Genomic DNA, 19,576 nt, shown 5'->3' with positions numbered 1-19,576 from the left:
GATAGAAAGAGGATCTTCAATGCCGACCATCAAGGATGTCGCGCGCAAAGCCGATGTGTCGGTCGGTACGGTCTCCCGTGTCCTTGCAAAGAATGAAACCGTCAAACAGCCCCTGAAACTGCGTGTCCAAGCAGCAATGGAAGAGCTTGGCTACAAACCCAATCTGGCCGCCCGAGCCCTTCGGACAAACAGCATTGATGTCATTGGCGTAGTCGTTCCAGACATTACCAACCCCTTTTTTGCCCAGCTTGCAAAAGACATAGAAATGGAAGCGGCCAGCCGCAATCACTCGGTCATGCTGGCCAATTCCCATGATGATCCGGAGGCTGAGAAAACGCAGATCTCTGCGCTTCTTGACCGTTCTGTCTGCGGTATCATTGTGGTGGCAACATCAGACAGCAGTTTGCCTTACGAGGCAGAAGTTCCCATCGTTTCGCTTGACCGTCGAATGGGCGACCACCCGCTGGTGACGACCGATCATTATGACGGTTCGGTGCAGATTGCCGATCATCTCTACGAGCTCGGCCACCGGCGGATCGCCTATATCGCCGGGCCTAATTCGATGGAAGTTGCCCGGCGGCGGCGAGAAGGTTTCGTCTCCCGGATTGAAACCCTATCTACCGAGAAAGATCCAATTGATCTGACCATCTATGAAGGTCAATTTGATTATGACTCTGGTGAAGAAATTTGCCGGAAGGTCTGGGCAGAAGCTTGTGATCAGGGCCCGTGTCCAACAGCGATCGCAGCAGCAAGTGACCAGCAGGCCATTGGGGTCTTGCGGGCTGCACGGGACTTGAAGCTGGAGGTTCCCGGCGACCTGTCCGTTGCCGGTTTCGATGACATTTCGCTGGCCTCCCTGGTCGTCCCGCGTCTGACAACCATCCGCCAGCCGATCTCCGCACTCGCCCTATCTGCGGTCAATCGTATTTTCGATCGAGACAAAGCAGCCGGTGATGAAGAGATTTCCGGAAGTCTTGTTGTCCGGGAATCAACTGCCGGGCGCTGATCACCACTCAGAAGCCTCCTCTGGGAACGTTTTTTCTATGCTTCAATGTCCACCGATTGTTTTGCCAGCGGACATCAAACAAAAAATCAAATTCCGAGATAAGCTTCGCGGATACGCGGATCAGCGATCAGTTCTTCAGACGGGCCGGACAGCGTGACTTTTCCGGTCTCCATCACGTACCCCCGGTCGGCGATCTTTAGCGCGCCAAAGGCGTTTTGCTCAACCAAAAGCACCGTTACGTCCTTGTCTTTCAATGATTTCACCACGTCAAAAATCTGAGCGACAAGAAGCGGCGCGAGCCCCATCGACGGTTCGTCGAGCAACAGGCAATGTGGACGCCCCATCAATGCCCGGGCAATCGCCAGCATCTGCTGCTGACCACCGGACAGGCCACCCGCAGACAGGTTCCGCTTTTCTTTGAGGATCGGGAACATCTGGAAGGCATCTTCCATGTCCTGGTCAACCCGGCTGTCCGTGAAGAGAAACGCACCTAGCCGCAGGTTCTCTTCCACCGACAGGTTGGTGAAGATTTGCCTCCCCTCAGGAGACTGAGACAAGCCACGCTTCAAGCGCTTGTAAGCCGGCACCGCTGTCAGAGCATCTCCCCGGAATCGGATATCCCCGCCCGTCACAGGCTGTGTGCCCGACAAGCACTTGAGCAAGGTTGTTTTGCCCGCACCGTTGGCACCGACCACGGTGACGATTTCCTTGGAAGAGACTTCCAGATCAATGCCGTGCAGCACTTCGATGTGGCCATATGCCGAGCGCAGTCCATCAATCGACAGCATGAGCGGGCTCCTCTTCCGTACCGAGATACGCGGCGATCACATCCGGGTTCTTCGAGACCTCTTCTGGCGTGCCCTCGGCGATCTTTTCGCCGTGGTCGAGCACCACAATGTGGTTGGAAATTCGCATCACCATTTTCATGTCATGTTCAACCAGCAGGATTGCGATGCCGGTTTTGGCGAGTTCGGCGATAAGATCGTCGATCTCTTCCGTCTCAACCGCATTGCAGCCGGCAGCTGGTTCATCAAGCAGCAGGACCTGCGGCCCAACGGCAAGGGCCCGGGCAATTTCCAGACGCTTGAGCGCGCCGTAAGATAGGTTTCCAGCTTCTTCTTCAGCTGCTTTCGACAGACGGACTTTATCCAAAAGCGCCATCGCCTGTTCACGAACATCAGCAGAACGCCGCCGTGCAGCAGGCAAAGATAAAAGATCTGCCCAAATGGACGGACGCTCGGTCAGATGAAATCCGGCAACCACATTTTCAAGGACGGTCATGTCCTGGAAAATCTGCAGGTTCTGAAACGTGCGGGTGAGACCCTTTCGGGCCAGATGAAACGGCGCCTTGGCCGTCACATTCTCGCCGTTCAGTTTTACCTGGCCAGCATCTGGCAAGTAAACGCCAGAGATCATGTTGAAGAGCGTTGTCTTGCCAGCGCCGTTCGGGCCAATCACGGAGACGATCTCACCGGGCTTGACCGAAAAGCCCACATCATTGACCGCACGAAGCCCGCCGAAGCTGATGCCAAGACCGCTGATTTCGAGAATGCTCATCAGACACCCCTCCATCTGATACGGGCCGCAAGCGACGGCAGAAGACCAAGCGGCAGGAAGATCATGACAAGGATCATCACAAGTCCAAGCACCAGATGTTCATAGTCATGGAAAACCGTGAGCACTTGCGGCAGCAGCGTGAGGATGGCCGCGCCAAACGTTGCACCAAGGACGGAGCCGACGCCCCCAAGAACAGCCATGGTGACCATCTCGACGGAATGCATAAACCCGGCCACATCCGGCGTGATAAAGCCGTTTTGAAGTGCCAGAAGTGAGCCACCAACAGAGGCGTAGACGGCCGAGATTACAAAGGCCTGCAGCTTATAACGGGCGACATCAATACCGACAGTTTGGGCTGCGGTTTCAGAACCATGCAAGGCCCGCATCGCCCGGCCCGTCGCACTTTGATAGAGATTGAGCGCGATCCAGATGCCGATCAAAAGCACGATGGCGTTGAAGATGTACCAGAATTCACCGCCGGAGAGGCGCAGCCCCATCTCACGCAAGACCTTGCGCAAACCGAGGCCCTGCACCGACATGCCATCCGGACCTCCAGTCAGGCCGCGTTCATTGGCAAGCACCATCGACACCAAAATGCCGAAGCCGAGCGTAGCAACCCCGAGATAATAACCTTTCAGGCGCAAGATCGGCCGGCCAATCAAAATGGCGAGTCCAGCTGATATTCCTGCCCCCAGCAGAATAGACAGAGCGGGTGGCAGTCCAAGATGAACCGGCGCCAAGGCGCAGGAATAAGCGCCGATCCCGGCAAACCCCGCGTGACCAAGGCTTATCTGTCCGGCATAGCCGATCAGAATGACAAGGCCGACCACAGAGAGCGCATTGACAAAAACAAGCGCACCAACGCGGTAGTAATATCCGGACGGAAAAAAGATAGGCAGGATGAGGACAATTGCTGCCAGAACGGCAAGCTGAATCCATTTGTGCTTGGCTGTCATGGCTCAGACCCTCTCCGTCGTCTTCTGACCAAAGAGGCCTTGCGGCATGACAAACAGCACCGCCAGGATCACCACAAAGGCGACCGCTTCCTTGTACTGGGACGAGATGTATCCGGCCGTCAGCGCTTCAAACAAGCCAAGCAGCAAACCGCCAACCAGCGCGCCTTTTGGGTTGCCCATGCCGCCGAGCATGGCCGCGGCAAACCCTTTCAGAGCCAATCCGACCCCGACGTCGTAGCTGACCAAAGTGATTGGTGTGACCAGAACGCCGGCGAGCGCACCGATGGCCGCGGACAAGGCAAAGGACAGCGTCATGACAAACCCGGTGTTGATCCCGACCAGCTGCGCAGCCAGCCGGTTGTTAGCGGTCGCCAAAACGGCTTTGCCCAGAAGTGTCCGGGTAAAAAACAGCCAGAGCCCGATGAAGATGGCAAAGGCCCCGCCAATCACCCAAAGGCTTTGCGGCAGGATCGTCGCACCCAGCAGATGGATCGGGTCGTCGCCGGAAAAAGCTGGAAGTCTGTGCAGCTGCTTGTCAAAGATGACCTGTGCCGTTCCGCGGATCAGGATCGACGCCCCGATGGTGATGATGATCAGCGACACCACGGGTGCGCCGCGCGCCGGTTCAATGGAAAACTTGTTAAGCGCAACACCAATGGCCGCCGTCGCCACAATGGCCATCAGTGCAGCCAGCGGCAGCGGTAACCCTGCATCAAAGGCAAACACGGTGATCATACCGCCGAGCATGACAAACTCGCCCTGGGCAAAGTTCACCACATCCGACGCGTTGTAGATGATGGTGAAGCCCAGCGCGACCAGGGCGTAGACCGCACCGACGGTCAAGCCGGAATAGACGAACTGCATCAAAGCGTCCATCAGCGTCTCCTAAGGGGAATTTCTGAAGGTTGGCCGGGAACAAGTTCCCGGCCACTTTAGGGATCGTTAGTCGATCGAGGTCCACTTGCCGTCGCGGATTTCGAGCATCCGGAAAGCACTCAGATCGAGACCCAGATGGTCATCAGCACTGAATGTATAAGTGCCAGTTGTACCGACGAGGCCGCTGGTTGCTTCCAGCGCATCGCGGATTGCGCTGGAATCTGAACTGCCGGCGCGGGCCATAGCATCCGTCATCAAACGGAAAGCATCATGCGCATAACCGCCAAAGGTCGAAACGGCTTCGCCATATTCTTCCTCATATGCAGATTTATAGGCAACCACTGCTTCCTTCTGCGGATCATCTGCGTCGAGAATATCCGCGATTAACAGCGCGGTTCCCGGAAGGCGAACGCCTTCAGCCGCAGCTTTGCCAGCCAACTCGATGAAGCTGTCGGAGGCAACACCGTGGCTCTGGTACAGTGGCAGATCAATCCCGAGCTGCGCATAGTTCCGGGTGACAATCGCTGGGCCTTGGCCGAAACCTGGGTTCAGTACAGCCTGAACACCCTCGGTCGATTTAATTTTGGTGAGCTGCGGGGTCATGTCCGCATCCTGACGGGAGTAGGTTTCCTGAGCCAGGATCTCAACACCGTACTTGCCGGATACATCGACACATTGAGCTTCCATCGACGCACCAAAACCGCCGGTCCCGGAGATCATACCGATTTTGGTAATGCCGTTCTTCTGCATGTCGGTGAAGATTTTTTCGCAGGCCATGCGGTCTGTGTGCGGCGTCTTGAAGACATAGTCGCGAACCGGATCGATGATCTGAATTGCCCCGGCGAGCGAGATGAACGGAATGCCCTCATCTTCTGCGACAGAAAGAATGGACATGGTCGTGCCGGTGGTAGACCCGCCGATGATGGCGACAACTTCATCATCTTCAACAAGGCGGGTTGCAAACGTGCGGGCCTTGTTCGGATCGCCGCCGTCGTCGTAGAGCACCAGTTCAATCTTTTCGCCGTTGATGCCGCCGTTCGCGTTGAGATCCTCAATCAGCATGTAGAGCGTCTTGGCTTCCGGATCACCGAGGAACGCGGCCGGACCCGAGGCAGACAGGCTTGCGCCGAGTTTGATGTCAGCCTGAGCAGCGGTCACTGTTCCCAAGACCATCAATGTGGCCAAGGCTGTTTGTGCAAGTTTCATGGTTTCCTCCCAATGTTAATGACGAATGGCCGGCCGCCTGATCAGGCGGTTTTGGGCCAGCGGATCATCACGCGCCGGAAGCGCGGTGCGACGAATGCGGTATCGGTGAGACTTGCGTTTCCGGCCGGGTTTGCACCGGTCACATGGAAATCGGAGAACGCCGCCGATTGATTGACGAAGATGTTGCCGGTCAAGTTGACCGACAGATTGACACCGGCACGGGCAAATGCTTTCGACGCTTGGCCGATCAGCTCTTGATCCGTGGCATAAAGCGCTGCGGTGATCGCCCCCTTTTCCCGGGCAAGGCATGACGCCTGACGCACCGCCTCCTCAGCGGTCTCACTGGCGACAGCAAAAACGATCGGCCCAAAGCACTCCTGTTGGTGCATCTGGTCCGATGGGTCTACGGCAACAATCAAAGGCGTTGCTGATTGACCAATGCCAGTTTCACCACTTTCCCGTAGAACACGACCAGCGCCGCGGGCAGCCTGAATACGGTCCATCGTTGCTGGATTGACGATGGTTCCACAAACACCGGAGGCCTGTTTCAGATCGGCGAGCAAGCTGTCGATCTCGGCCGAGATGCCACCGATGACCTCATCAAAGGACTTGTGCCCCTGATCAGTCTCTATGCCGCCTTTCGGCACATAAATGTTCTGCGGAGAGGTGCACATTTGTCCGGAATAAAGCGACACCGAAAACGCCAGATTGGCGCACATGGCGTCAAACTCATCCGTGCCGGTGATCACTACAGAATTTACGCCGGTTTCTTCCGTGAACAATAAAGCATCGCCAGCGTTCTGACGGATCCAGCCACCGAATTCCGACGACCCGGTGTAATCGATCAATTGAACGTCCGGATGCTGCACCAGCTCTTTGGTGATCGGGGTTTCCAGTTCATCGGCCGCAAGGAGAACTGCATCGGCCGGCAGACCTTCTTCGGCAAGAATTTCGCGCAATAACTTGACCGTAATCGCGAGCGGCAGAATGGCTTTGGGATGCGGTTTAATGATCACCGTGTTGCCGGTTGCAAGGCTGGCGAACAGGCCGGGATATCCGTTCCAGGTTGGAAACGTGTTGCAGCCGATTGTCAACGCTATTCCACGCGGCACAATCTCCCAACGCTTTTCTATGATGATCGGAGCATGTTTGCCCTGCGGTTTTTCCCAAACAGCGCTTTGGGCAGTTGAGGTCAATTCGGCGTAGGCGGCTGCTACAGCTTCCAGACCTCGATCCTGAGCATGCGGGCCGCCCGCCTGGAAGGCCATCGCAAAAGCCTGTCCCGTCGTGTGAACAGTCGCATGGCCGAGCAAAAAACTGATCTTGTTCAGGCGCGATAGCGCCTCAAGCAGCACCCCAATGCGGGTCTCGACGGATGTTTCCGCCCATGCTTCGAATGCTGCCTTTGATGCTGCGGCAAGAGTATCAACTTCAGCTGCCGGATAAGACAGATCGAGGTTTTGACCCCAGGGAGAGGTCTCATTGCCGGCACGGCGATCTTCGGGGTGACCGGGAAGATCAAAGGGCTTGCCGAGCAGACCGGCAAACCCCGCTTCACCATCTGCGCGGGCCGTTTCGCCATAAAACTTGCCAGAAGGAATTTCCGGGAACGGCGTCCAGAATTCGCGCGTTTTGATCGCATGCAATGCGCGCTCGAGCAACGTGCGGTGCCGATCAAAAAGCTGCGTCATGTAGTCTCCTCCCAACTGCATCACGGGCGAGCCGTGCTGATCCTTATAATTGACCGACCGGACGGTTTATGCAACATTTTGTTTCATCGACACCGGAGGAAAATGGTGTCAGGGAGAGAAATATGTCAGAAAATCAAACTGTTATTTCGGATCTAACCAACGGCGTTTTGCAAATTACGCTCAATCGACCGGACAAACTCAACTCGTTTAACGAGGAAATGCACTTGGCATTTCGCGCAGAAATTGAGCGCGCACATTCCGAAAAAACGGTGAGAGCAATTCTTTTGACAGGCGCCGGAAGAGGCTTTTGTGCCGGCCAGGATCTCGGCGACCGAGACCCGCGCAATGGAGAAAGATCCGACCTCGGCCACACGATTGAAACGTTCTACAATCCGACATTGCGTCTTATCCGAAGCCTGGAAAAGCCCGTCATCTGCGCAGTCAATGGCGTAGCAGCCGGCGCCGGTGCAAACATCGCCTTTGCCTGCGATATTGTTCTGGCTGCCCGCTCGGCAAAATTCATCCAAGCTTTTTCCAAGATCGGCCTCATTCCGGACGCTGGCGGCAGCTGGTCTCTTACCCGCATCTTGGGTGAACCGCGCGCCAAGGCGCTCGCGCTTCTGGCTGAACCCTTGATGGCTGAGCAAGCTGCGGACTGGGGTCTCATCTGGAAAGCAATTGATGATGATGCTCTTCTCAGCGAAGCAAACGCAATTGCCGAGAAGCTCGCAGGCGGCCCTACCGTTGGCCTGGGACTGACCAAACGTCTCATTCAGGCTGCCGCCACTCAGGACCTCGACACCCATCTGGATATGGAACGGGATTGCCAGCGTACCGCCGGCTTCACAGACGATTACGCAGAAGGCGTCATTGCGTTTTTGGAAAAGCGCCCAGCCAATTTCCGCGGTGAATAACATGACCAATGCCAAAGACATGACACCACAAGAACTGGCCGAAGCCTGCGCCAAGCTGATGTGGGACGGCGACAACGCATCGCAAAAACTGGGCATGAAAATCCTGCATATCGCACCTGGCGAAGCCGATATCTCCATGACCATCACTGAAGATATGACCAACGGCCACGGCAACTGTCATGGCGGCTATATCTTTTCCCTGGCGGACAGTGCATTTGCCTTTGCTTGCAACACCTACAATCAGATGACCGTCGCCCAGCATTGTTCGGTCACCTACATTGCTCCGGGAACCTTGGGGGATTTTCTGACGGCCTCTGCCCGTGAGATTTCCCGGACCGGACGATCCGGCATTTACGACATTCGAGTGATCCGCGAAGACGGCACTGTTATCGCAGAGTTCCGCGGCCACTCCCGCACCATCAATCGCACTTTTCTGCCAACAGAAGAACAGCCGGCCTGAACCGCGCCTTTTATGAGGAAACACCATGATCGATCTTACTCCTGATCGCGCCACTCTGGATCCCATCGAAATCGCCAGCCGCGATGAAATCTCAGCGCTACAGCAAGAGCGCCTGACTTGGTCACTCACCCACGCCTATGAAAATTCTCCGTTTTTCAAAAAACGGTTTGATGAACACGGTGCGCACCCAGGCGATTTCAAGTCTCTGGCAGATATCGCAAAATTCCCTTTCACCATTAAGCAGGACCTGCGCGACTGCTATCCGTTCGGCATGTTTGCAACAGAACGGGAAAACCTGGTTCGCATCCATGGCTCATCCGGCACGACAGGCAAGCCGACTGTTGTGGGTTATACCGCCAATGATATTTCCCATTGGTCAGACTTGATTGCCCGCTCCATCCGGGCGGCCGGAGGGCGCAAGGGCAACATTCTGCACAATGCCTATGGATACGGCCTCTTCACCGGCGGCCTCGGCGCACACTATGGCGCAGAACGCCTTGGCTGCACCGTGGTGCCGATCTCCGGCGGCATGACTGAACGCCAGGTGACACTGATTGAAGACTTCAAGCCGGACGTCATCATGGTGACACCATCCTACATGCTGTCCATTCTCGACGAATACCGGCGCCGTGGTCTCGACGCCCGCCAAAGTTTCTTGAAAGTCGGCATTTTCGGCGCCGAACCCTGGACCAATGCGATGCGGCTCGAAATCGAACAGGCTTTCGACATGCATGCAGTCGACATCTATGGCCTTTCTGAAATCATGGGGCCGGGCGTTGCACAAGAGTGCGTTGAAACCAAAGACGGACTGCACATCTGGGAAGATCACTTCTATCCAGAGATCATTGATCCGGTGACGGAAGAAGTTCTGCCGGACGGTGAAATGGGTGAATTGGTTTTCACCACACTCACCAAAGAAGGCCTGCCGATGGTCCGCTACCGGACGCGTGATCTGACCCGGATCTTACCGGGAACCGCACGCTCTATGCGCCGGATCGAGAAAATCACCGGCCGCAGCGATGACATGATCATTCTTCGTGGTGTCAACGTCTTCCCGACACAGATCGAAGAGCAGATCCTCAAATGTGAAGGTCTTGCCGCTCATTTCCAGATCGAGCTTATCCGGGCAGGACGTATGGATGCGATGATTGTCCACGGCGAAGCCATGCCGAATGCCTCCAGCAGCGAAGCACGCGAGGCTTCCGCAAAGGAATTGGCGCACCACATCAAGTCGACGATCGGAATCTCAACAAAAATCGAAATCCATGACCCAGAAAAACTTCAGCGCTCGGAAGGTAAAGCCAAGCGGGTCGTAGACAATCGCCCGAAGGACTAACGAAACAGGCTCATATAAAAATCTGTGAAATTTCCGGTTGGCCATTCATTGGCCGACCGGTAAGTCGATTGACTTGGAAATGGCATTGGGTTGCTATGGCAGCAACTTGTCAAAATATGGAGTTCCGAACACATGGCGAGAACCCGCGCCAGTGATTTTGCGGAAAAACAGCACGTCCTTCTGCTCACCGCAGCAAATGTCTTTGCAACGCAGGGCATGGAAAAAGCTTCTATGGCACAAATTGCTCAGGAAGCCGGCGTTTCAAAATCCCTGCTTTATCACTACTACCCGTCGAAAGACGCCCTCATTTTCGAGATCATACAGTCCCACCTGGCTATCCTCGACAAGGCACTGGAAGAGGCCGATGATCCGACGCTGCCCCCAGAGGAGCGGCTGCAGACCTTGGTCATGACTGTGCTTGATTCCTATCGAGGCGCAGATGACCAGCACAAGGTTCAGCTAAATGCTGGTCCAGCGCTTTCGGACGAGCAAAAAAGCGAAATCGTTGCCATCGAACGGCGGATCGTTCGTCATTTTTCAAATGCCCTAAAGGACATTCATCCGCATTTGGACACCGCAGATCGGCCGCTTTTAATGCCGGTGACCATGTCGCTCTTCGGCATGATGAACTGGGTCTATATGTGGTTCAAGGAGGGCGGCCCGATCTCACGCGAAGACTACGCCAAGGTCGCCACCACCTTGATCCTGGAAGGCGTCAAGGCCGTCCGCTAATCAGTCTGCCGGTCAAGCTCCATTGTTGACCGGCAAGTCGTCCCCGGCCCTATGACGTCTCCGGCCAGGTCTTGGCAACCATGGTCAGAACATCATATTGCGCAACCACTTCATCCTTCTGGTTTGTGACCTGACAATCCCAGCGAACTTCGCCATGCCCAGCGTTTTCACGTGGATTGATTTCCTTACAGGTGAGCCGGACTTTCAGGCTGTCACTAAAATAGACGGGTGTCAGGAAGCGCAAGTTGTCGACACCGTAGTTGGCGAGCACCGGGCCCGGCTCCGGGTCTACGAAAAGCCCCGCCGCAAACGATGCGATCAGATAGCCATGCGCGACCCTGTCATCGAAGAACGGGTTCGCTTTGGCGGCTTCGCTGTCCATATGGGCGTAGAACGTGTCACCGGTAAATTCAGCGAAATGTTCGACGTCTTCCAGGGTAACTTCGCGTGCCTTGGTGACGATCTGATCGCCGATCTTTAGTTCGGCCAAAGACTTACTGAACGGGTGAACGTCCGCCCGCACCGGTGCGCCTTCAATCCACTGACCGGTCACAGCTGACAGCATTTCCGGCGTGCCCTGGATCGCAGAGCGCTGCATGAAATGTTTGACGCCGCGCATGCCGCCCATTTCTTCGCCGCCGCCCGCACGTCCTGGACCGCCGTGCACCAAAGGTGCGAGGGGCGAACCGTGACCAGTGGAAGATTTGGCTGATCCGCGGTTGCCCATCAGCACGCGGCCATGGAATGGCGCCAAACCTGTGACAACTTCATGCGCAAGCGCACCATCATTTGTGAAGAGTGAGGAGGCCAAAGAACCCCGACCCTTGCGCGCCAGTTCAACAGCTTCCTGATTGTCTTCATAGGCCATAACCGTGGCGACCGGGCCAAAGGCTTCAACGGAATGCACTATCTCAGCATCGAGCGGCTTAGCACAGCGCATTAACACTGGCGCCATAAAGGCACCCTGCTCTGCGTCACCAGACACCAAGTCAACACTGTCCATGGATCCGGCAACGATCTCGGCTTCTTTGGAAAGCTCGGCCACCTTCGCCTTGACGCCTTCGCGGTCCTTCAAGGAGACGATTGCGCCCATGCGCACCGCTTCATCGTCCGGCAACCCGATTTTGGTTTTCGATAGGCGCGCGGATACGGCCTCAACAACAGCCTGTTCATGGGCTTTGGGCACAATGATCCGGCGGATCGCGGTACACTTCTGTCCCGCTTTGACGGTCATCTCATTTGCAACTTCGCGGACAAAGAGATCAAATTCATCTGTGCCAGGGCCTGCGTCAGCGCCCAGGATCGTAGCATTGAGACTGTCGGCTTCCATGGTAAAGCGGACGGAGTGTTTCAGAACTGCCGGGCTGGATTTCAGTTTCTGGCCCGTGGAGGCGGAGCCGGTAAAGGTCACGACGTCCTGCTCATCCACATAATCCAGCAGATCACCCGCAGATCCGGTGACGATTTGCAAAGCGCCATTCGGCAGGAGCCCCGTTTCTAGGATCCGACGAACCACAAGCTCTGTCAGGTAAGCGGTCTGAGACGCCGGCTTAACGATACAAGGCATTCCGGCGATCAGCGACGGCGCGATCTTTTCCAGCATGCCCCAGACGGGGAAATTGTAGGCGTTGATGTGAACAGCAACACCGATAAACGGGCTCAAGATATGCTGGGCAACAAAGGAACCATCGCGCGCCAGAACTTCTACGGGACCTTCCGTTAGAACCTTGGTGTTCGGCAATTCCCGGCGCGCTTTTGAAGCGAAGGTCAGCATCGTGCCGATACCGCCTTCAATGTCGATCCAGCCATCGCGCCGGGTTGCACCGGTGGCAAAATTCTCCAGATAAAACTCTTCCTTGAGCTCCATCAGCTTCAGGCCAACGGCTTTCAACATCAAAGCCCGCTCGTGGATGGTCATGGCGCGCAGTGCTGGTCCACCTTTGGCGCGGCCCCACTGAAGAGCTGCTTTGAAATCGAGCCCCTCTGTCCCGATCAAAGCATGAATGCCGCCCGTGGCGGCATTCAAGACTGGTTGGCCTTCGCCATCTCCGCGGCGCCAGGCGCCCTCAACGTAACTTTCCAAACGGCGCGCCGTCGTCCCCATGGCCATTCTGGATGTCCTTTTTTGTCTTTTTTGCTTAGTTGAGCTTCAGCTCGGCAAGCCGCGCGTCTACGTCTGCTTTCCATGCTGCCCGCAAGGTTTCATTGTCAGTCTGGCGCAGGCCCATTTCCTTGAGGCGGTCAAACCGCTCGGATTGACCAGGACCAAACGTCTCAGCCACCCGCGGCATCCAATAACCGATGGAAACCGCCACCTCCGCACGATCTGTCTCGGTGCCTGCCAGAGCCTGCAGCCCCTCCAGGCCAAGCTCCATATGGCGCTGTTCGCGCGGTAGGATTTTGCGGAACACTTCTCCAAGCGGCTGATAAGAGGTTTGGCTGAGCTCCTTGAGCTGATGCACTGTCGCCAGGCCCATCAGGAAGTTCATGACAACCGCATCGGCCCAGCCTTGCATTGGGTAATGAAACACCGACAAGCGCATGTCTCCGCCCTGACGTTTCGGATCAACATGGGCATCCCTGGATTGACGGGCGGACCAGCTGTGCGCCTTGTTGTAAAGCGCCTTGTCGGTACCAAAGTCGGTCATCAGATCGAGCACCTGTTCGGCGTGATCGACCTTTTCCAAAGTGATCCGGCTCGCCGCAATGCGTTCTTTCAAACCGGGTGCCCAATTGATCGCATCGGCAAATCCAGCAGACCCGGCCAGCTCACTGTCAACAAAGGACGACATCAGGCGCAGGAGTTCGCCCCGGTAGCGCGGCGGCACATTGTTCGGAGAGGAGAGCTTGCCTCCTTTGGCCAAATAGTCGGTCAAGGACATGGTGGTGTTGTCTTCAAGAACGGCTTCATTCGTCATAGCTGATCACCACCTTGTCTGAGACCGGAATGCATTGGCAGGAAAGGACGTATCCAGCGCGGACTTCGTAGTCCTCCAGCGCATGGTTCACTTCCATTTCCACTTCACCTTCGACAACTTTTGCCCGGCAGGTGGAACAGACGCCTGCCTTACAGGAGAAGGGTGCATCCATGGAATTGGCGATGGCCGCCTCCAGAACGGACGTGCCGTTCTTTTCCATCTGGAAGTTCCGGGTGCTGCCGTCGAGCGTGACGGAAATATCGCACGTTCCAGCACCGGTGGCGGCAGACTGCGATGTTGCGCGAGCTTTCGCCCGTCCCGGCTGGGAAGAAGCAAAGAGCTCAAACCGGATCTGCTCATCGGTGAGACCGTGTTTGCGCAAACCATCCGCGATGGTCAGCATCATCGGTTCCGGACCGCAGATGAAGGCAGTGTCGACACCTTCGGCATCGACCCAAAGCTTGAACAGCAGATCCATTTTCTCAGCATCAATCTGACCGGTAAACAGGTCGATATCCTGGGACTCGGTTTCCAGAATATGGATCACTGAGAAGCGGCCGATGTGGCTGTTCTTGAGATCTTCCAGCTCCTCTCGGAACATGATCGAACTGGTCTGCCGGTTGGCATAGATCAGTGTGAAGGTGCTATTTGGCTCACGCGCCAGTACGGTCTTGATGATCGACAAAACCGGGGTAATTCCGGATCCACCGGCAAACCCGAGATAGTTTTTCGTCTTCTCCGGTTCCAGATCCGTAAAAAAACGGCCCATCGGCGGCATGACGTCCAGATGGTCGCCCACCTTCAAGTCTTCATTGGCCCAGGTTGAAAAGGCACCGCCTTCGACCCGCTTGATTCCGACCTTAAGGCAGCCTTCGTCTTTGCCTGTGCAGATCGAATAGGACCGGCGCAGTTCTTCACCGTCGAAGTCGCGGCGAAAGGTCAGGTATTGGCCTTGTGTAAACTCAAAAGCGTTTTGATCAGCCGCATCCGGCTGCAATGTAACCACAACGGCATCGCGCGTGTCGCGGCGGATGTCGGTAACTTCTAGCGAATGGAATCGTGCCATAGGCGAAACCCTCCTCCTGGGCGTCAAATGCACTTGAAATAGTCGAATGGTTCCAGGCAGTCCTTGCAGCGCCAGGCGGCTTTGCAAGGGGTTGACCCGAACTGGCTGACCCGCTCTGTGTGAGCGGACCCGCATCTTGGGCAGGGAACCACGAGATTGGTTTTGCCGGACAAGCGCGAAGCTTTTGCGCTCATGCCGTCAGCGGCCGTGCCGTCAATGGGCGGCGCAATGCCAAACTGCGTCAGCTTTTCGCGCGCTTCCGGTGTGACCCAGTCCGTAGTCCAGGGTGGCGACAATCGGCGCTCAAGACGAATGTCCTGCATGCCTTTTTCCCGCAGCTTGTCCTCGATCATCAAATCAATGACAGCCGTAGCAGGGCAGCCTGAGTAGGTCGGCGTGACGGCGACAACAAGGGTTTCGCCCTCATAGTGCACGTCGCGGATGATGCCGAGCTCGGTAACTGAGACAACCGGAATTTCCGGATCAGGAACTTCAGCAAGCCAGTCCCAGACCTGCTCAGTCGGCGTGGTTTGGGTGATGGACATGGCCTTGATCCCTTACCAAGTCGCGCCAGGATAGGCGCGTTGCAGAAATTGCATCTCCGCCAGAATGTACCCAAGATGCTCTGTATGCCGGCCTTGCTTGCCACCCTTGTGAACGAAGCCTGCGCCTTCCGGCAGAGCCAGAGTGGCCTCTTCCAGAACTTCGCGCACGCTGGTTTCCCAAGCAACCTTCAGGTCTTCAGGTTTAGGCGCAATCCCAGCCTCAGCGACCGCAGCATCCAGCTCATCTCCGATGAACATTTCGCCGGTGTAAGGCCACAGAAGATCCAGTGCATCCTGCATGCGCTGATGGCTTTCCGGTGTACCGTCCCCCAACCGGACAACCAGATCGGACGCCCGTTCCAGATGGTAGCTGACTTCCTTCAGGGCCTTGGCAGCAATCTCGGCAACACGCGGGCTCTTGGAGTTTTCTGAGAGCCATGAGAGCAGAATGTGATGATAAGCATCGAACAGGAATTCGCGCATCATTGTCACGCCCATGTCGCCCTTTGGCAGCTCGACAAGCAGGACATTGCGGAATTTGAAGGCATCGCGCAGATAGGCAAGCTGATCGGCATCCCGGCCTTCGCCTTCCACTTCTCCCGCAAGACCCAGCCACAGTTGGGTGTGGCCGATCAGATCGAGAGCCGTGTTGGCCAGCGCAATATCTTCTTCCAAAACCGGACCATGACCGCACCATTCTGAGGTGCGGTGGCCGAGGACCAGAGCATTGTCACCCAACCGGCAGAGCCATTCGAAAAAGGCCGGCTTTAGGGAAACATCCGAAATGAACGGATCCTGCACGGGTGTGGTGGTTGTGGTGTCTTCAGCCATCACATTTTCCCCACTTCTTCGGGAATATCGAAGAACGTCGGATGCCGGTAGGTCTTGCTTTCCGCCGGATCGAACAGCGGTCCTTTGTCAGACGGGCTTGAGGCCGTGATCTCCTTGGACGGCACCACCCAGATGGAAACACCTTCTTTGCGGCGGGTATAAACATCGCGCGCATGATTGATCGCCATTTCCGCATCCGATGCATGCAAGCTGCCGACGTGACGGTGGTTCAGGCCATGCTGGCCACGGATGAAAACTTCCCAGAGCGGCCATTCTTTTTTGCTCATGACTGTCTCTCCCTCAATCATCGTTGTTCGGTTATTCCGCAGCCACACCAGCGGCCTGACGGCGCGCGGCAGCTTTGTCGGCATACGCATTCAAACCATCGCGGAACCACTCGCCGTCATCCCAAGCCTTGACCCGGGCCTCCATGCGTTCGCGGTTGCACGGGCCGTTGCCTTTGATCACTTCAAAGAACTCGCTCCAATCCGGCTCGGCAAAGTCGTAACCTTGTTTTTCTTCGTTCCAGGTGAGCGTCTCGTCCGGAATGCTCAGACCGAGATATTCAGCCTGCGGCACGGTCTCATTGACGAATTTCTGGCGCAGTTCATCGTTGGTATTGATCTTAATTTTCCAGGCCATGGACTGCGCGGAATGAACAGAATCCTTGTCCGACGGGCCGAACATCATCAGCGCCGGATACCAGAAGCGGTTCATGGCATCCTGGGCCATTTCCTTTTGTTCTGGCGTGCCGAAGGCCATCTTCATCATGATGGAATAGCCCTGGCGCTGGTGGAAGCTTTCTTCCTTACAGATCCGGATCATCGCGCGGGAATAGGGACCATAAGACGTGCGCTGCAGCGGCACCTGGTTCATGATCGCCGCACCATCTACCAGCCAGCCGACCGCGCCCATGTCAGCCCAGTTCAGCGTCGGATAGTTGAAGATTGACGAGTATTTCATCTTGCCCGAATGCAGTGCTTCGAGAAGTTCATCCCGGCTCACGCCCAGCGTTTCGGCTGCTGAATAGAGATAGAGGCCATGACCGGCTTCATCCTGAACTTTGGCCAGAAGAATGGCTTTACGCTCCAACGTCGGCGCACGAGTGATCCAGTTTCCTTCCGGCAACTGGCCAACGATCTCGGAGTGCGCGTGCTGACCGATCTGACGGATGAGGGTCTTGCGATACCCTTCCGGCATCCAATCTTTCGGCTCGATCTTTTTGCCGTTGTCGACCCGATCCTGAAACGCCTGCTCTTCGGGCGACATCTCTTCGCGCGCTTTCAGAGCATCAGATTTCACCAGCTGTGCATACATGCCACTTCCTCCAAGTCCGCCAGACAGGTCTTAAAGTCCGGCGCGTTCCGTTCAGGCTTTGCTACATCCGCCTATCGGCAAAATCCGACGGTGAACGCCCTCCCAAGCCCTTCAAAGATAAATTACACCCGCTCCAGGATGAGGGCGATACCCTGCCCTACTCCGACACACATGGTGCAAAGGCCATATTGACCGCCCGTGCGCTGCAGTTGGTTGGCCGCATGCAACACCAAACGAGACCCGCTCATGCCAAGCGGATGTCCAATTGCGATTGCCCCGCCATTCGCATTTACATGCGCCGCATCGTCCGGAAGGCCAAATTCCCGCAGCACAGCCAGCGACTGGGATGCAAAAGCTTCATTGAGCTCAATCACATCCATCTGATCGATGGACAGACCGGCAAGTCCCAATGCTTTTTGTGTGGCCGGAACTGGTCCAATGCCCATGACGCGCGGCGGAACACCGGCTGCTGCCATGGCAACAATACGCGCCTTCGGCGTCAGGCCGTTCGCCTTAGCCGCGGCTTCTGAGGCGAGGATCGCGGCGGCCGAACCGTCGTTGACACCGGAGGCATTGCCGGCCGTGACAGTAAGCTCAGGTGCATTGACGCCGCGCAGCTTTGCCAGGGCTTCTACGCCAGTGCCCGGACGCGGATGCTCATCCGTATCGACAACGATCGGATCACCCTTGCGCTGCGGGATTGTGACCGGGACGATTTCTTCCTTGAAAACGCCGGCCTTGTGCGCGGCATCCCAGCGGCGCTGGCTCTCAGCAGCGAACTTATCCTGATCTTCGCGGGAGATGTTATAATCTTCGGCAACGTTATCTGCCGTCTCCGGCATTGAATGTGTACCGAATGCCTTGTCCAGTTTCTTGTTCTTGAAACGCCAGCCGATAGTGGTGTCGTACATTTCCGCATTGCGTGAAAAGGCGGTGGCTGCCTTGCCGACCACAAACGGAGCGCGGCTCATGCTTTCGACGCCGCCCGCAATCATCAGCTCCGCATCACCGGCCCGAATCGTGCGCGCGGCCAGGCCAATTGCATCCATCCCGGATCCACAAAGGCGGTTGACCGTTGTTCCGGGGACCGACACCGGCAATCCAGACAACAGCACCGCCATGCGGGCAACATTGCGGTTGTCCTCACCGGCCTGATTGGCACACCCGAGAATGACATCTGCCACCGCCTCCCAATCAACGGACGCGTTGCGGTCTTTCAAAGCTTGCAAAGGGATTGCAGCCAAATCATCTGTCCGCACTTGAGACAGGGCACCTCCGTATCGTCCGATAGGTGTGCGCACTGCGTCACAGATAAAGGCATTTGGCATATGTCTCTCCCATTTGACGACCGGCAATAAAATTCATCGACCGGTCGGTCAGTTTTATATAGCACCAAAACATCACACATAGAACAATTTTTTGGAAAAATTGTGATGTTTGCAAGAGTCACGAATTTTATCGCATATTTTTCAATAAATTAAGACCATACGCAATAAACCGGACCCACGGCAAAATCAGGCTTTTAGAGTCCTAGTTTAAGGAAATTGCGCCGATTTTCCCAGTCTGCTGACACCGATCTCAAAGCAAGCACCTGCCGCCTCCCTACCTGCGCGCACGCGGGTAAGGCGCAATTTCAAAACAAAAAGGCTTGAGAGGAAACCCCTCTCAAGCCTTTCCAAATAACTTTCAATCTGTCTTTACCAATCCACTCATGGAGTGACGTCAAAGAGGCTCAGGTTATTTGCAAGCGAAGTTCTCTTTTAAAGTCGCCAGAACGGCTTCATTGGCCGGCATCGCCTTGCGTTTGGAATAAGATGCGTGAACCCAGCGCATGAACGCCCAGCGGACTTCGTCGGCCGTATTCAGCTCAGGAGCACATATCCCCATGCTCTCTTTGGCGCCAGTTAACTTCAAGGCATCCACAAAACCGATCATGTATTGCTCACACTCGGTTTCGGCAGCCTCCCCCCAGCGGGCATCATTGTCGGCTTCCTGACACGGCGACAAGAGGTCTGCAGCCAGATAGACAGACGGTCCACCGTGGGAGTCGGCAAGCACAGGACTTGCCACAAGAGCACCGGCAAACACGGCAGGTGCTAAAATTCGAAAAGCGCGCATCGTGTCGGGCTCCTCAGTAAATAGGCGGGATCCGGGCCGCTGAAGGC

The 19,576-nt window shown here is 56.1% G+C and carries 20 protein-coding genes; 5 read left to right on the top strand and 15 right to left on the bottom strand.

The window, feature by feature from the left end:
- Window positions 1-19: 19 nt before the first annotated feature.
- Complete coding sequence (locus ACOOFE_RS03505) at window positions 20-1,006, top strand: LacI family DNA-binding transcriptional regulator (RefSeq protein WP_420413667.1); 987 nt, start codon at window positions 20-22, stop codon at window positions 1,004-1,006.
- An 86-nt stretch (window positions 1,007-1,092) separates the two neighbouring features.
- Here the strand turns inward: ACOOFE_RS03505 and ACOOFE_RS03500 are convergent, their stop codons facing one another.
- The 6 genes from ACOOFE_RS03500 to paaN form a co-directional block, all read right to left on the bottom strand.
- Window positions 1,093-1,794, bottom strand: coding sequence for an ABC transporter ATP-binding protein (locus tag ACOOFE_RS03500; RefSeq protein WP_420413666.1), 702 nt, complete (start codon window positions 1,792-1,794; stop codon window positions 1,093-1,095).
- Entirely contained in the window at window positions 1,781-2,563 is a 783-nt protein-coding gene (locus ACOOFE_RS03495; protein WP_420413665.1) for an ABC transporter ATP-binding protein, read from the bottom strand. Before ACOOFE_RS03495 ends, ACOOFE_RS03500 begins: the two co-directional genes overlap by 14 nt.
- Window positions 2,563-3,519 carry a branched-chain amino acid ABC transporter permease gene (locus ACOOFE_RS03490; protein ID WP_420413664.1) on the bottom strand — a complete coding sequence of 319 codons (957 nt, stop codon included), beginning with the start codon at window positions 3,517-3,519 and terminating at the stop codon, window positions 2,563-2,565. Before ACOOFE_RS03490 ends, ACOOFE_RS03495 begins: the two co-directional genes overlap by 1 nt.
- Before the next feature lie 3 nt (window positions 3,520-3,522).
- The gene (locus ACOOFE_RS03485; RefSeq protein ID WP_420413663.1) at window positions 3,523-4,395 is read right to left on the bottom strand and encodes a branched-chain amino acid ABC transporter permease; all 873 of its coding nucleotides are present in this window, start codon (window positions 4,393-4,395) and stop codon (window positions 3,523-3,525) included.
- 66 nt (window positions 4,396-4,461) lie between these two features.
- Window positions 4,462-5,601, bottom strand: a complete 1,140-nt coding sequence (locus ACOOFE_RS03480) for an ABC transporter substrate-binding protein (protein WP_420413662.1) — start codon at window positions 5,599-5,601, stop codon at window positions 4,462-4,464.
- Between the two features lie 41 nt (window positions 5,602-5,642).
- Window positions 5,643-7,292: a phenylacetic acid degradation protein PaaN gene (paaN, locus tag ACOOFE_RS03475; protein ID WP_420413661.1), complete on the bottom strand. Its 1,650-nt coding sequence runs from the start codon at window positions 7,290-7,292 to the stop codon at window positions 5,643-5,645.
- A 122-nt stretch (window positions 7,293-7,414) separates the two neighbouring features.
- Between paaN and paaG the strand changes: the two genes are divergently transcribed.
- The 4 genes from paaG to ACOOFE_RS03455 all read left to right on the top strand — a co-directional run bounded on the left by paaG (window position 7,415) and on the right by ACOOFE_RS03455 (window position 10,734).
- Window positions 7,415-8,206 carry a 2-(1,2-epoxy-1,2-dihydrophenyl)acetyl-CoA isomerase PaaG gene (gene paaG / locus ACOOFE_RS03470; RefSeq protein WP_420413660.1) on the top strand — a complete coding sequence of 264 codons (792 nt, stop codon included), beginning with the start codon at window positions 7,415-7,417 and terminating at the stop codon, window positions 8,204-8,206.
- A 1-nt stretch (window position 8,207) separates the two neighbouring features.
- The gene (gene paaI / locus ACOOFE_RS03465) at window positions 8,208-8,666 is read left to right on the top strand and encodes a hydroxyphenylacetyl-CoA thioesterase PaaI (protein ID WP_420413659.1); all 459 of its coding nucleotides are present in this window, start codon (window positions 8,208-8,210) and stop codon (window positions 8,664-8,666) included.
- A 25-nt stretch (window positions 8,667-8,691) separates the two neighbouring features.
- On the top strand, window positions 8,692-10,002 hold the full coding sequence (gene paaK / locus ACOOFE_RS03460) for a phenylacetate--CoA ligase PaaK (protein WP_420413658.1): 1,311 nt from the start codon (window positions 8,692-8,694) through the stop codon (window positions 10,000-10,002).
- A 132-nt stretch (window positions 10,003-10,134) separates the two neighbouring features.
- Entirely contained in the window at window positions 10,135-10,734 is a 600-nt protein-coding gene (locus tag ACOOFE_RS03455; RefSeq protein ID WP_420413657.1) for a TetR family transcriptional regulator, read from the top strand.
- 49 nt (window positions 10,735-10,783) lie between these two features.
- Here ACOOFE_RS03455 and paaZ read toward each other — a convergent pair whose 3' ends face one another.
- From paaZ to ACOOFE_RS03410, 9 genes are all read right to left on the bottom strand, one after another.
- Window positions 10,784-12,838, bottom strand: a complete 2,055-nt coding sequence (gene paaZ / locus ACOOFE_RS03450) for a phenylacetic acid degradation bifunctional protein PaaZ (RefSeq protein ID WP_420415537.1) — start codon at window positions 12,836-12,838, stop codon at window positions 10,784-10,786.
- 34 nt (window positions 12,839-12,872) lie between these two features.
- A complete protein-coding gene (locus ACOOFE_RS03445) occupies window positions 12,873-13,652 on the bottom strand; it encodes a Phenylacetic acid catabolic protein (RefSeq protein ID WP_420413656.1) in 780 nt (259 codons plus the stop codon).
- Complete coding sequence (paaE, locus tag ACOOFE_RS03440) at window positions 13,642-14,718, bottom strand: 1,2-phenylacetyl-CoA epoxidase subunit PaaE (protein ID WP_420413655.1); 1,077 nt, start codon at window positions 14,716-14,718, stop codon at window positions 13,642-13,644. The genes ACOOFE_RS03445 and paaE overlap by 11 nt, the downstream gene beginning before the upstream one ends.
- Window positions 14,719-14,741: 23 nt before the next feature.
- Window positions 14,742-15,263 (bottom strand): 1,2-phenylacetyl-CoA epoxidase subunit PaaD, encoded by a 522-nt coding sequence (paaD, locus tag ACOOFE_RS03435; RefSeq protein WP_420413654.1) that lies wholly within the window; start codon window positions 15,261-15,263, stop codon window positions 14,742-14,744.
- Between the two features lie 12 nt (window positions 15,264-15,275).
- Window positions 15,276-16,094, bottom strand: coding sequence for a 1,2-phenylacetyl-CoA epoxidase subunit PaaC (gene paaC, locus ACOOFE_RS03430; protein ID WP_420413653.1), 819 nt, complete (start codon window positions 16,092-16,094; stop codon window positions 15,276-15,278).
- Window positions 16,094-16,381, bottom strand: coding sequence for a 1,2-phenylacetyl-CoA epoxidase subunit PaaB (paaB, locus tag ACOOFE_RS03425; RefSeq protein WP_141185129.1), 288 nt, complete (start codon window positions 16,379-16,381; stop codon window positions 16,094-16,096). The genes paaC and paaB overlap by 1 nt, the downstream gene beginning before the upstream one ends.
- Window positions 16,382-16,412: 31 nt before the next feature.
- Window positions 16,413-17,411: a 1,2-phenylacetyl-CoA epoxidase subunit PaaA gene (gene paaA / locus ACOOFE_RS03420; RefSeq protein WP_420413652.1), complete on the bottom strand. Its 999-nt coding sequence runs from the start codon at window positions 17,409-17,411 to the stop codon at window positions 16,413-16,415.
- Between the two features lie 122 nt (window positions 17,412-17,533).
- On the bottom strand, window positions 17,534-18,739 hold the full coding sequence (gene pcaF, locus ACOOFE_RS03415) for a 3-oxoadipyl-CoA thiolase (protein WP_420413651.1): 1,206 nt from the start codon (window positions 18,737-18,739) through the stop codon (window positions 17,534-17,536).
- A gap of 409 nt (window positions 18,740-19,148) precedes the next feature.
- Complete coding sequence (locus ACOOFE_RS03410; RefSeq protein ID WP_420413650.1) at window positions 19,149-19,529, bottom strand: Rap1a/Tai family immunity protein; 381 nt, start codon at window positions 19,527-19,529, stop codon at window positions 19,149-19,151.
- Window positions 19,530-19,576: the final 47 nt, after the last annotated feature.

The sequence above is a fragment of the Roseibium sp. genome, assembly GCF_965216085.1.
Taxonomy (GTDB): Bacteria; Pseudomonadota; Alphaproteobacteria; order Rhizobiales; family Stappiaceae; genus Roseibium.
This window is presented reverse-complemented; position numbering and strand designations above follow the sequence as displayed.

Bases quoted from the DNA above. Each gene is read 5' to 3' on its own strand.
- ACOOFE_RS03505 (WP_420413667.1), top strand. From the start codon at position 20: ATGCCGACCATCAAGGATGTCGCGCGCAAAGCCGATGTGTCGGTCGGT.
- ACOOFE_RS03500 (WP_420413666.1), bottom strand. From the start codon at position 1,794: ATGCTGTCGATTGATGGACTGCGCTCGGCATATGGCCACATCGAAGTG.
- ACOOFE_RS03495 (WP_420413665.1), bottom strand. From the start codon at position 2,563: ATGAGCATTCTCGAAATCAGCGGTCTTGGCATCAGCTTCGGCGGGCTT.
- ACOOFE_RS03490 (WP_420413664.1), bottom strand. From the start codon at position 3,519: ATGACAGCCAAGCACAAATGGATTCAGCTTGCCGTTCTGGCAGCAATT.
- ACOOFE_RS03485 (WP_420413663.1), bottom strand. From the start codon at position 4,395: ATGGACGCTTTGATGCAGTTCGTCTATTCCGGCTTGACCGTCGGTGCG.
- ACOOFE_RS03480 (WP_420413662.1), bottom strand. From the start codon at position 5,601: ATGAAACTTGCACAAACAGCCTTGGCCACATTGATGGTCTTGGGAACA.
- paaN (WP_420413661.1), bottom strand. From the start codon at position 7,292: ATGACGCAGCTTTTTGATCGGCACCGCACGTTGCTCGAGCGCGCATTG.
- paaG (WP_420413660.1), top strand. From the start codon at position 7,415: ATGTCAGAAAATCAAACTGTTATTTCGGATCTAACCAACGGCGTTTTG.
- paaI (WP_420413659.1), top strand. From the start codon at position 8,208: ATGACCAATGCCAAAGACATGACACCACAAGAACTGGCCGAAGCCTGC.
- paaK (WP_420413658.1), top strand. From the start codon at position 8,692: ATGATCGATCTTACTCCTGATCGCGCCACTCTGGATCCCATCGAAATC.
- ACOOFE_RS03455 (WP_420413657.1), top strand. From the start codon at position 10,135: ATGGCGAGAACCCGCGCCAGTGATTTTGCGGAAAAACAGCACGTCCTT.
- paaZ (WP_420415537.1), bottom strand. From the start codon at position 12,838: ATGGGGACGACGGCGCGCCGTTTGGAAAGTTACGTTGAGGGCGCCTGG.
- ACOOFE_RS03445 (WP_420413656.1), bottom strand. From the start codon at position 13,652: ATGACGAATGAAGCCGTTCTTGAAGACAACACCACCATGTCCTTGACC.
- paaE (WP_420413655.1), bottom strand. From the start codon at position 14,718: ATGGCACGATTCCATTCGCTAGAAGTTACCGACATCCGCCGCGACACG.
- paaD (WP_420413654.1), bottom strand. From the start codon at position 15,263: ATGTCCATCACCCAAACCACGCCGACTGAGCAGGTCTGGGACTGGCTT.
- paaC (WP_420413653.1), bottom strand. From the start codon at position 16,094: ATGGCTGAAGACACCACAACCACCACACCCGTGCAGGATCCGTTCATT.
- paaB (WP_141185129.1), bottom strand. From the start codon at position 16,381: ATGAGCAAAAAAGAATGGCCGCTCTGGGAAGTTTTCATCCGTGGCCAG.
- paaA (WP_420413652.1), bottom strand. From the start codon at position 17,411: ATGTATGCACAGCTGGTGAAATCTGATGCTCTGAAAGCGCGCGAAGAG.
- pcaF (WP_420413651.1), bottom strand. From the start codon at position 18,739: ATGCCAAATGCCTTTATCTGTGACGCAGTGCGCACACCTATCGGACGA.
- ACOOFE_RS03410 (WP_420413650.1), bottom strand. From the start codon at position 19,529: ATGCGCGCTTTTCGAATTTTAGCACCTGCCGTGTTTGCCGGTGCTCTT.